The organism is Plantimonas leprariae, assembly GCF_008802405.1.
Lineage (GTDB): Bacteria > Pseudomonadota > Alphaproteobacteria > Rhizobiales > Rhizobiaceae > Plantimonas > Plantimonas leprariae.
Genome location: NZ_VZDO01000020.1, coordinates 79397 through 90258 on the forward strand (window position 1 = coordinate 79397; position 10862 = coordinate 90258).

A 10862-nucleotide genomic window follows, 5' to 3' on the forward strand; every position below is an offset into this window, starting at 1 on the left:
GCGATCGCATGGTATGATCATCATACCGCAAAGGTGTCTCGTCAGGGTTCCTTCCAATGACGCAGCCGACCGAACCGATCGTGCGACGCAAGCTTTCGACCGAAGTGTTCGATCGCCTTCGGACGATGATCGCTTCCGGCAGCCTGAAGCCCGGCGACCAGATGCCGTCCGAGCGCGAATTGATGGAGCGCTTCGGTGTCGGCCGCCCGGCGATCCGCGAGGCGATGCAGGCGCTCGCCAACAACGGGCTTCTCGCGATCCAACACGGCGAACGGGCCCGCGTCGTGGCGCCGACGCCGCGCGCCTTGTTCGGGCAGGTGAACGGCGCGGCGCAGATCATGCTGTCCTCCTCGCCAACGGCGCTCGGGCACCTGAAGGAAGCGCGCATCTTCCTCGAGCGCGGCATGGTGCGGCAGGCGGCCGAGCGCGCCGGCCCCGGCGACATCGACGACCTGTCGCGCCTGATCGACACGCAGCGCGCGGCGCTCGGCGACGCCGAGACCTTCATCGCCGCTGACATGCGCTTCCACGTCCGGATCGCGGCGATCTCGGGCAACCCGATCTTCGAGGCGGTTTCGGAAGCGATGCTCGGCTGGCTGAAGGAATACCATACCGAGATGCTGATCTGGACCGGCAAGGAGCGCTTCACCCTCGCCGAGCACGAGCAAGTCCTCGCGGCACTCGCCGGCAACGATGCGGACGCGGCGGAGGCCGCGATGGTCGGCCATCTCGAACGGTCGAGCGCGCTCTACGTGCATCAGTCGGCCGAGGAGGCGGAGGCTTCCGCGAAGGCGACGGCGTAGGCGCCGAGCGCGAGCGGTTCGCCGGCTGGGACGGCGAGCGGCCGCGGTCCGGGGGCCGCGGCGTCGAGGATCGCGACTAAGTCGAAACCGATGCCGGACGGCGGCACGACCGCCAGAGGCTCCGGCGTCAGGTTCGCGAACCGCAGGAGCAGCCGCCCGTCCGCCGTCACCGCGGCGATGCCGTCGACTTCGCTCGGGATGGAGGAACGGAGCGGACGCAGGGGCAGGCCCGACAGCGCCGCCAGCGCCTTCGCCGCGTGGAAGGCCGGCACGACATCACCTCCCCGCACGAGGCCGCGCGGGCCGGCGAGCGAGCCGCCCGTCCAGCGTTCGACATTCGCGCCCGGAAGACGCGCGGCGTAGCCGACGAGCCAAGCCGCCGCGAAGAGGCCGCGCCCGCGCGGATCGTCGGCGGCCATCGCGACGCGCCGGCCCTCCGGGTTCGACATGGTGCGCGAGCCGTAGGGGTTCTGGCGCATGCCGATCGTGGTGGGGCCCAGATGATAGGGTTTGCCCTCGCCGGCGATGGCGCGGGTCGAGTGCGTGATGAAGGGTACGGCTTCCAGCGTCTGCATCACGGACAGGTCGTCGGCCGCGTGGACGAGCGGGCAGGTCGCGTGGGTGACGTAGTCGACGCGGTCCATCGGCGGGCGCTTGCGGTTCAGCTCGGTGAAGTAGCTGAACATGCCGCCGCCGAGCCGGACGTTCGCGAAGGCGCGCCGCGCCGCGGCGTAGACTTGCTCCAGCGGCAGGCAGGGCGGCCATTCGCTGCCGGGCGGCGTCGACTGCCGATCCGCCGCGGGTCCGACCGTCACCGCATCGAGCCGGAGGCGGGCCTCCCGGACGAGGCGGGCGGCCTCGGCGAGTTCCGCGTCGAGATCGCGCTCGCAGGGGACGACGCATTCCAGCATGGCATGGGTTTCGGGCAGCAGCGCCTGCACGGCGGCGAGCGCCCGGAGTTCCGCCGCGCCGTGGCCGGCGGTCGGATCGAAGTGGAACAGGAGATGCCGGGGATTCAGTCCCGGCAGGCGGCCCGGCGCGGCGAGGATTTCGGCCGCGTCCTCCGGCGAGACAAGAAGGCCGAAGTCGGGGAAACGCTCGCCCGTCGCGGGGCCGAGCGACAGCCGGACCGGCTCGGCCTCGCGGCGCACCGGGTCTGCCGCCGTTTCGCCGGCGATCTCGACCACGATCCGCTGCCGGTTCGCTTCGCCGGCCGGCAGCCGGTAGGGCCACGGCCGGGCGAGCGGGCGGACATAGGTCTTGTAGGAAGCGTCCGACCAGGCGCGCTGGTCCTCCATCTCGAAAGTGTCGCCGTCCATGCGGCAGGTGACGGCGAGGCCGGGCGCGGCCTCGTGCCGGATCGCCGCGATGTCCTTGAACGGCTGCCAGGGCTCGATCAGGTCGGGAAACACCGAATACTCGACCGTGCCGTCGGAATGCGTCACCGCGACCGGCCGCCCCGCGACGCCCTCGATCGGGTGAAGGATGCAGAAACCGCAGCGGTTCGTCTCGAAGTCGCCGTCCGGCACCGCGGTCACCTCGAAGGCGAGATGCCCGGACGCCTCGCCCCGGATCGTCGCCGCGATGGCGAGCCGCGTCCCGTCCGACGCTATGCAGGTCGCCGCCCACGTCACCGTGAAGCCCGAGCCATCCTCCTGCACGACGGGGCTTTCCACCCCGAGGTCGTAGGTGCCCCAGTCGCGGTCGCGCACCACATAGGCGACGGCGCGGATCACCTCGCGCCCCGCGAAGCGGATCGTGCGGAGGTTGCCGGACACGAGGTCGGCTTCCAGCGCACCGGCCCGGAGGCGACGGCCCGAGGCCGGCGGCTCTTCGGTGCCGTAGAGGGCGAGACGCTCGCTCAACCTCGGAGCTCCGCCGGATCGAGCGTCCGGCCGCCCTCGGCCGCGCTCCGATAGGCGGCCTCGACCAGCGCCAGCGTCTTCAGGTTGTCGCGGCCGGACGTGTCGGGTTCCCGGCCGTTCCGCAGGCAATCGACCCAGTGCGCCTGGATCGCGGCGACGCTTTCCTGGATGTTGTGCCAGGGCCGTGTCGCCCAGGGGAGCAGCAGCGGCGAGACGTCCTCGTGGCGGCTACCCTCGCCGTTCGTCACCGTCAGCCGGTAGTTCGCGCCGAGGCGGATCGTGCCTTCCGTTCCGTCGATCTCGACGAGGGTCTGCGGGAACAGCTCCTTCTCCAGCTTCGTCGCGTAGGAGCAGTCGACCACCGAGGTCGCGCCGTCGTGCCCGAGCAGCATGGTCGCGACGTCCTCGCCGCGGATCGCCGAATTGATCCGCGCCGTCCGGGCGGTGATCGCCGTCGCGTCGCCAAGGAGGAAGCGGGCGATGTCGAGCGCGTGGATGCCGAGGTCCTCGATGATGAAGCGCTCGCCCTCCGCGAGGTAGGGCTGGCCCGAATAGACGTCGTAGGCGGAGCGGAACGAGACGCGGCCGAAGAACGGCCGGCCGACCTCGCCAGTCGCCACGAGTTCGCCTACCCGGCGGATCGGCGACTGCCAGCGGAAGTTCTCATGCACCATCAGCGGCACGCCGGCTTGGCTGCAGGCTTCCACCATCGCCCGCGCGTCGGCCAGGCTCAGTGCGAAGGGCTTCTGGCAGATGACGGGCACGCCGTGCGAAGCCGCGAGTTCCACCAGCACGCGGTGGCTCGGCGCGGTGGTGGCGATGTCGACGAAATCCGGCCGCGCCTCGGCGAACATCGCCTCGGCATCGGTGAAGCGCCGGGAAATCCCGAAGCGGGTCCCCATCGCCTCCAGCCGTGCCGGGTCGCGGTCGCAGATCGCGGCGATCGAAACGCCGTCGATGCCGGCCCAGCCGTGCATCTGGTTGACCGCGAAGAAGCCGCAGCCGACCAGCGCCCCCTTCAGTTCGGCCACGGCGTCAGGTGATCCTGCGGATCGAGTCGGCGAGTTCCTGCGGCTCGAACACGCGCTTCCAGTCGTCGCGCATCAGCATCGGCTTGCCGAACTCGATGGCCTTGTTGCAGGCGTCGGAGAACACGCCCTGCGTTTCCTCGAAGATCACCGATCCGAGGACGTTCATGTGGCCGAGCAGGAAGTCGCGCGCCGCCTCTTTCGGAACGCCGCGCCGCACCACCTCGTCCATCGCCTCGCGCATGGCGACGAGGAGGCTGGCGCAGACGGTTTCCGACAGGCCCGGCTCGAGCAGCGCCATCTGCTCGACGGTGACGCGGTGCGAGCGCATCACCGGCGCCCAGATCACCTTCGCGACCTCTTCGCCCAACGCGTAGTGCTCCTCCGGACCCTGCATCAGCGCCGAGACGATGTGCTGCTTGGCCTTCACGCCGCCGAAGAAGTCGCGCTTGGCCGCCATCTCCGTCTCGTCGTTGAAGATCGGCGGATGGCAGGGGTGCGTGACGAAATAGGTGAGATCGGAGCGCTCCGGCAGGTGGCCGGCGAAGGGCGCGGCGGCGTCGAGGATCACCACGATCGTGCCGGCCTTGAGGTGCTTCTCGATCCCGGCGGCGACCTTGCCGATGACGGTGTCCGGCACGGCGAGCACCACGACCTCGGCCCCGCGAAGCGCCTCGTCCGGCTCGACGCAGTCGAAGCCGAGGCCGCTTTTCAGCCGCTCTTGGCCGGCGGGGTTCAGTTCGACATGCCGCACCTCGAAGCGCGAGCCGACGAGGTTGGTGGCGAGGCGGTAGCCCATCTTTCCCCCCGCCCCGAACAATGCGACCGCCGTCATGGCGTCACTCCTTTCATGTTGTCAGCGGCCGAGCGCCGCCTGGCGCTGCAGCGCGAGCTTCTGCTGCAGGCGTTGCTGGAACTGGTCGACCACCACGGCCGCGATGATCACGAGGCCCTTGATCACGGTCTGCCAGAAGGACGAGACGCCCATCATCACGAGGCCGTCGGACAGGATGCCGATCACGAAGGCGCCGACGATGGTACCGCCGATCTTGCCGCGCCCGCCCGACATCGAGGTGCCGCCGAGGACGGCCGCCGCGATGGCGTTCAGCTCGAAGGTCTCGCCGGTGGCGGGATGCGAGGCGACGAGCTGCGAGGCGATGATGATGCCGACGATGGCGGCGCAGAAGCCGGAGAACATGTAGACGAACATCTTCACGCGGCCGACCTTGATGCCGGAAAGCGCCGCAGCGCGCTCGTTGCCGCCGACGGCGTAGATCTGCCGGCCGAGGGGCGTCCTCGCCGCGAGATAGGCCGCTCCCAGCCCCACCACGACCAGCGCGAGGATCGAGATCGGCACGCCGCCGATCGAGCCCGCGCCGATCCACGGGAACGAGCGCGTGCCCCATTCGTCCGAGCCGGAAAGGTTCGGGAAGGTCGCGCCGTTGGAGGACAGGAGCGCCATGCCGCGCGCGACGTAGAGGGTGCCGAGCGTCGCGATGAACGGCGCGACGCTGAGCCGGGTGATCAGGAGGCCGTTGACGACGCCGACAGCCACGCCGACGAGGAGCGTGATGCCGACGATCTCCCCCGTGTTGAAGAACACCGTGTAGCCGGTGAACTCCAGCGTGACGCCGTTGAGGACGAGATAGCCCGCGACCATGCCGCAGAGGCCGACGATCGAGCCGACGGACAGGTCGATGCCGCCCGTCACGATCACGAAGGTCATGCCGATCGCGAGGAAGGCGTTCAGCGCGACGTGCTCCGACATGATCACGAGGTTCGCCGTCGACAGGAAGTTCGGCGCGGCAAGCGAGAAGAACACCACCACCGCGATCAGCGCGATGAAGGTGCGCGCCTTCAGGAGGACGAGCGCCAGCGACAGGTCGCTCGGCGGTTTCGGAGCGGCGACGGCTTCGGTGGTCATGAATGCAGCTCCCGCCGGTGGTTCCCGGCCGTCCGGCTCGCAGTTCTGTGGCCGAGAAAGGAAAGCTCGACCACCTTCTCCTCGCTCGCCTCCGCCCCGCTCATCTCGCCGGTGATCCGCCCGTTCGACATCACGACGATGCGGTCTGACAGCTCCATCACCTCTTCGAGGTCCGAGGTGACGAAGAGGATGCCGAGCCCTTGGGCGGCGAGCTCGCGCATGACGCGGAACACCTCCGCCTTCGCGCCGATGTCGATGCCGCGGCTCGGCTCGTCCATCAGGAGCACCTTCGGCCCGGTCATCAGCGCCTTGCCGATGACGATCTTCTGCTGGTTGCCGCCGGAGAGCGAGGCGACCGGCGCGTCGAGCGATGCGACCTTCACCGCGAGCTTCCGCACGAAATCCGCGACGCTCCGCTTCTCTCGGGCGACGTCGAGATGGATGCGCCCCCGCGTGAAGCGTGACAGGCTCGACATCGTCATGTTCTCGGCGACCGAGAGGATCTGCACCAGCCCTTCGGCCTTGCGGTCCTCGGGGATCAGCGCGATGCCGCGCTTGATCCGCCCGTGCACCGAACGCTCGGCGAGTTCCCGTCCGTCCAGCGTCACGCGGCCCTTCGCTTGCCGCATCCGGCCCATGACGCAGTCGAAGAGTTCCGAGCGCCCCGCGCCCATCAGCCCGTAGATGCCGACGATCTCGCCGGCCTTCAGCGACAGCGATACGTGGTCGACGGCGAAGCCGCCGCCCTTGCGCGGCAGCGTCATGTCGTCGATCCGAAGGATTTCCGGCCCGAAGGCGTGGTGGACCGTCTTGGCGAAGTCCTTCGAGGCCGAGCCGATCATCGCCCTGACGATCCACGGCACGTCGACTTCCGCCATCGGGCGCGAGCCGGTGATGCGCCCGTCGCGCAGCACCGTGATGAAGTCGCCGATCCGCACCAGCTCCTCCAGCCGGTGCGAGATGTAGACGATCGCGACGCCTTGGGCCTTGAGCTCGCCGATGACGCGGAACAGGATGTCGACCTCGGCGGCCGACAGCGCCGAGGTCGGCTCGTCCATGATCAGGATGCGCGCGTCCTGCGCCAGGACCTTGGCGATCTCGACGATCTGCTGCTCGCCGATCCGGAGGTCCGCGACCACCGTGTCCGGATCGTTCGTGTGGTCCAGGCGCTTCAGAAGGCGGCGCGCCTCCATCCGCTGCGCGCGAGCGTCGATGTCGATTCCGCCCCGCGTCTTCTCGCGGCCGATGAAGATGTTCTCGGCGATGGTCAGGTTCGGGAAGAGGTTCAATTCCTGGAAGACGATGCCGATGCCGTGGCGCGCGGCGTCGGCCGTGCCGGCCAGCGTCACCTCGCGGCCGCCGATGAGGATCCGCCCCTCCGTCGGCTGCTCGACGCCGGCGATGAGCTTCATCAGCGTCGACTTGCCCGCGCCGTTCTCGCCGACGAGGACGTTGACCGCTCCGGCGCGGACGTCGAAGTCGACGCCCTTCAGCGCCTGCGTCCCCGGATAGACCTTGGTCGCGCCGCGCACCGAAAGGACGACGTCCGCCGCCGCCGTCATGACTGCGGCGCCTCGACGCGCAGCGTGACCGGCGTGAACAACGCCTTGTCGGACGGCGAGCGCAGCGAGAAGACGCCCGTCCCTTCCACCTTCGCGCCGACCAGCCGGTCGCGCGGCAGGGTTTTCAGCGCCGTGTCGTAGGCCGCCGTGTTGAAGCTCTTCGCGACGTCGGCGAACTCGATCTGGTTCCGCACCTGCGTGAACGAGACGAAGGGCAGCGCGTCGCGGATTGAGGTGCCCTTGATCACCGGACCGAGCTGCAGCGTGACGTCGGGCGCGCCGTCGCCATCGACGTCGACCTCGGCGGTCGCGGCGCGGGACGCCAGGTTCGCCGCCGTCACCGTGCCGGTCAGCCGCGCGACGAAGTTCCAGGGCGCGCCTTCGCCCGCTTCGCGGTAGCCGTACTTCGCGCCCGCGGCCTTGAGATCGGCCTTGGCGGCGGCCGCGACCTCCGGGAAGGGCGCGGCCTTCCCTTCGACGTAGGGGACGACCTTCGACGCCCAGAGACCCGCGGCGTTCGCCGCCGCGGTCGGCTTGGCCGCGGCGGCGGCCCGGGCCGCCAGTTCCTCGGTCTTCACGATCTTGCAGCCGCTCGCGCCGATGGCGAGGCCGGCCAGAAGGCAGGGAACGAGCGCCGCCCGCATCATGCCGCTCCTCCGTCGATGCCGGACGATGCGGCGCCCCGCGAAGGGCGCCGCGGCGTGTCCTCGCTCAATCCTTCAGCGCGAAGGTTTCGAGCTTGCCGGCGTTGTCCTTGTTGACGAGGATGCAGTCCATCAGCTGCTTTTCCTCGCCGCTCGCCTTGCCGGTATCGAGATACTGCTTGGCCTGCTCCACCGCGAGCTGCGCCTGCCGGTAGGCGGGCTGCAGCACGGTCGCCTTGATACCGCCCTTCATGATCGAGTCGCGGACGTCGTTCGAGCCGTCGAAGCCGACCACGATCACGTCGGTGCGGCCGGCCGCTTCCAGCGCTGCCCAGGCGCCCATCGCCATCGTGTCGTTGCCCGAGATGACGCCCTTGATCTCCGGGTTCGCCTGCAGGATCGTCTGCATCTTCTCGAAGGCTTCGGTCTGGCTCCAGTTCGCCGACTGCTGCGCCACGCGCTTCAGGTCGGGATACTGGTCGAGCACGTCCTTGTAGCCGCCGGAGCGGATGCCGGCATTGGTGTCGGACTCCTTGCCGACGAGTTCGGCATACGGGCCCTTCTCGCCCATCAGCTTGACAAACTCCTCCGCGCCGAGCTGCGCGCCCTGGTAGTTGTTGGAGACGATCTGCGCGACGGCGACGCCGCTCTCGTTGATCTCGCGGTCGATCAGGAAGCTCGGGATCTTCGCGTCCTTGGCCTTCTGGACGGCGGCCGTGGTGGCAGCCGCACCCGCATTGTCGAGGACGATGGCCTTCGCGCCGCGGGCGATGGCGGTGTCGATGAGCTGGCTCTGCTTGTTGGCGTCGTCGTCGTGGACGAGGAGCAGCGGCTCGAAGCCGAGCTCCTTCGCCTTCGCGGCCGCGCCCTCGGCTTCCGCCTTGAAGAACGGGTTGTCGTGGCTCGGCGTGATGATCGCCAGCAGGTCGGCGGCGATCGACGCCGCCGGCATGGCGGTCGCGGCAAGCGCGGCGAGAACGGCGGTTTGCAGGATACGCTTCAGCACGACTTCCTCCCTGATCCGGATGCGCGCCGTCGACCTCCCGAAGCGGACGCGCGCCGAGATAAGCGCGCCAAACCCGAGTCGTCAACTGGTATAATGACTATACAAATTGGAATGCTGGCGACGTGGAGTTATCGCTGCGCGTCTTCATGCGCCGCGCATTCTTCTGATTACTGTGTACGGGTTGGAACGTTCGGACGATGTCTGGAAGCCAACCGCACTCGCGCATCGATTTCGGAAGCATCGACACGTGTCTCCTTCTGTGTCTGCGGTCCGGCCGGCATGCAACCGGCAATCGCAAATACACAACCCGGCTATGCATCCACTGAACCATCCGTCAACCATTTGGTGAGACGTTTTGCCACTAACATTAGCCAGCAAAGCAGTGCAGGCCGCAGTCCGATGTTCCCCGACAAGCATTTCCGGTTTCTCGTACAAGGATTCCCTGACTATGCCATCTACTTCCTCGATGCGGATGGCGTCGTCATAAGCTGGAATTCTGGTGCGGAGCGCGCGAAGGGATATGCGGCGACCGATATCGTCGGGCGGCACTTCGATCTATTCTATTCGCCGATCGATCGTTCCCATGAACTACATTCGCGCAACCTTCAGGTCTTGTTGGAGAGCGGGCAGTTTGCGGACGAGGGTTGGAGGTTCCGCAAGGACGGGTCGGCCTTCTGGGCGAGCGTGGTGATCCATCCGATCCGCGACGAGAACCGGATATTCATCGGCTTCGTCGATGTCGTGCGGCAGGCGCTGACGGTCTCCGGGCTGCCGTCCGCCCGGCTGGAACTCGAGATCACCGAGACTGCCATCCTGTCGGACGAGGATCTGGCGAGCAGCATCCTCTATTCGCTGCGCGAGCTCGGCGTCCTGATCGCGCTCGACGATTTCGGCACGGGCTTCTCGTCGCGTCGCTGCCGCTCACGCGGATCAAAATCGACCGCAGCTTCGTCAAGGGCATCGATCGCACCAAGCGCTCGACGAGCATCATCCGCGCGGTCGCCCTCCTTTGCGAAGGCTACGGCTTCGCCGTCACGGCCGAGGGCGTCGAGACCGACGAACAAGCGGCGGTCCTGCGCCGGCACGGGTGCCGCGACCTGCAAGGGTACCTGTTCGGCAAGGCCCAATCCGCCGAAACCCTGGCGCTGACCCGGCCCATAGGGCGGCCGGCCTCGCTGCGCTAGGCGATCCGCCGGGCGTCTCCGGCCGACGGCAGGGCTTCCTGAACCAACGAACATTCCTCCAACCCCCGGCTGAACCATGCGCTTCCAGAACCTGAAGCTTTCCCGAAAGCTGCTCGTCGCCTTCGCCGCCGTGATGGCGGCCTCGATCCTCGCGGATCTGTTCGTGCTGCGCACGCTGAACGTCATCGCGGACAGCACGGAGAAGAACGCCCGCAGCTTCGATCTGAGCCTGGCGGTGGACGCCATGCTGCTCGCGACGATCGAGCAGCAGAACACGGTGCGCGGCCTGATGGCCAGCGGCGACGAGAAGTATGTCGGTGAATACGAGGCGGCGAAGCAGGCACTGACGGCCGAAGCGGGGACGTTCAAGGCCAGGACCGTCTCGCCCGAACAGCGGGCGCGGGTCGAGAAGGTGGAGGCGATCGTCGCCCACTGGCAGTCCGCTCTGGCCGAGCGGCAGATCGCCCTGATGCGGGATCCGAACGGACGCGATCAGGCGCGTGCGCTCACCGGCACTATCCCGCTGACCGAAGCGCGGAAGACACTCACCGCCATCCAGAAGGCTCAGGACGCGATCATCGAGAGCCGGCTGGCGGCGACCAAGGCCGCCGACGGCTCGGCGCGGCTGACGCTGCTTGTCGGCGGCATGCTGGCGGTTCTGATCGCGGTCGCGATGGGCATCCTCCTGTCGCGCAGCATCGTGGCACCGATCGGGGCGATGACCGCCGCGATGCGCCGCCTCGCCGGCGGCGATCTGACCGCCGACGTGCCTTCGACGGACCGTCGCGACGAGGTTGGTGCGATGGCGAAAGCGGTGCAGGTGTTCAAGGACGCGGCGAACCAGAA

The 10862-nt window shown here is 68.4% G+C and carries 9 protein-coding genes and 1 pseudogene; 3 read left to right on the plus strand and 7 right to left on the minus strand.

Going from position 1 to position 10862, the window contains the following annotated elements; translation table 11 throughout:
• The first annotated feature begins 56 nt into the window (after positions 1–56).
• Complete coding sequence (locus F6X38_RS20130; protein ID WP_150972921.1) at positions 57–803, plus strand: transcriptional regulator NanR; 747 nt, start codon at positions 57–59, stop codon at positions 801–803.
• Here the strand turns inward: F6X38_RS20130 and apnL are convergent.
• From apnL to F6X38_RS20165, 7 genes are all read right to left on the minus strand, one after another.
• On the minus strand, positions 758–2668 hold the full coding sequence (gene apnL, locus F6X38_RS20135) for a D-apionate lactonase (RefSeq protein WP_150972923.1): 1911 nt from the start codon (positions 2666–2668) through the stop codon (positions 758–760). The genes F6X38_RS20130 and apnL overlap by 46 nt on opposite strands.
• A complete protein-coding gene (locus F6X38_RS20140) occupies positions 2665–3699 on the minus strand; it encodes a Gfo/Idh/MocA family protein (RefSeq protein ID WP_150972925.1) in 1035 nt (344 codons plus the stop codon). Before F6X38_RS20140 ends, apnL begins: the two co-directional genes overlap by 4 nt.
• 4 nt (positions 3700–3703) lie before the next feature.
• Entirely contained in the window at positions 3704–4531 is an 828-nt protein-coding gene (locus tag F6X38_RS20145) for a phosphogluconate dehydrogenase C-terminal domain-containing protein (protein WP_150972927.1), read from the minus strand.
• A gap of 21 nt (positions 4532–4552) precedes the next feature.
• A complete protein-coding gene (locus F6X38_RS20150) occupies positions 4553–5620 on the minus strand; it encodes an ABC transporter permease (protein WP_150972929.1) in 1068 nt (355 codons plus the stop codon).
• The gene (locus F6X38_RS20155) at positions 5617–7182 is read right to left on the minus strand and encodes a sugar ABC transporter ATP-binding protein (RefSeq protein ID WP_150972931.1); all 1566 of its coding nucleotides are present in this window, start codon (positions 7180–7182) and stop codon (positions 5617–5619) included. Before F6X38_RS20155 ends, F6X38_RS20150 begins: the two co-directional genes overlap by 4 nt.
• Entirely contained in the window at positions 7179–7829 is a 651-nt protein-coding gene (locus F6X38_RS20160; RefSeq protein WP_150972933.1) for a DUF2291 family protein, read from the minus strand. The genes F6X38_RS20155 and F6X38_RS20160 overlap by 4 nt, the downstream gene beginning before the upstream one ends.
• A 64-nt stretch (positions 7830–7893) precedes the next feature.
• Positions 7894–8778 (minus strand): D-ribose ABC transporter substrate-binding protein, encoded by an 885-nt coding sequence (locus tag F6X38_RS20165; protein WP_150972942.1) that lies wholly within the window; start codon positions 8776–8778, stop codon positions 7894–7896.
• Positions 8779–9231: 453 nt separating this feature from the next.
• Here F6X38_RS20165 and F6X38_RS23735 point away from each other — a divergent pair.
• Both F6X38_RS23735 and F6X38_RS20180 read left to right on the plus strand, forming a co-directional pair.
• Positions 9232–10016 (plus strand): annotated as a pseudogene (locus tag F6X38_RS23735) (sensor domain-containing phosphodiesterase).
• 76 nt (positions 10017–10092) lie between these two features.
• A partial coding sequence (locus F6X38_RS20180) for a HAMP domain-containing protein (RefSeq protein ID WP_150972935.1) occupies positions 10093–10862 on the plus strand: 770 nt, incomplete at its 3' end.

Excerpts from the sequence above, each read along its gene's own strand:
- F6X38_RS20150 (WP_150972929.1), bottom strand. The coding sequence starts at position 5,620 with ATGACCACCGAAGCCGTCGCCGCTCCGAAACCGCCGAGCGACCTGTCG.
- F6X38_RS20160 (WP_150972933.1), bottom strand. The coding sequence starts at position 7,829 with ATGATGCGGGCGGCGCTCGTTCCCTGCCTTCTGGCCGGCCTCGCCATC.
- F6X38_RS20165 (WP_150972942.1), bottom strand. The coding sequence starts at position 8,778 with ATGCCGGCGGCGTCGATCGCCGCCGACCTGCTGGCGATCATCACGCCG.
- F6X38_RS20145 (WP_150972927.1), bottom strand. The coding sequence starts at position 4,531 with ATGACGGCGGTCGCATTGTTCGGGGCGGGGGGAAAGATGGGCTACCGC.
- F6X38_RS20130 (WP_150972921.1), top strand. The coding sequence starts at position 57 with ATGACGCAGCCGACCGAACCGATCGTGCGACGCAAGCTTTCGACCGAA.
- F6X38_RS20155 (WP_150972931.1), bottom strand. The coding sequence starts at position 7,182 with ATGACGGCGGCGGCGGACGTCGTCCTTTCGGTGCGCGGCGCGACCAAG.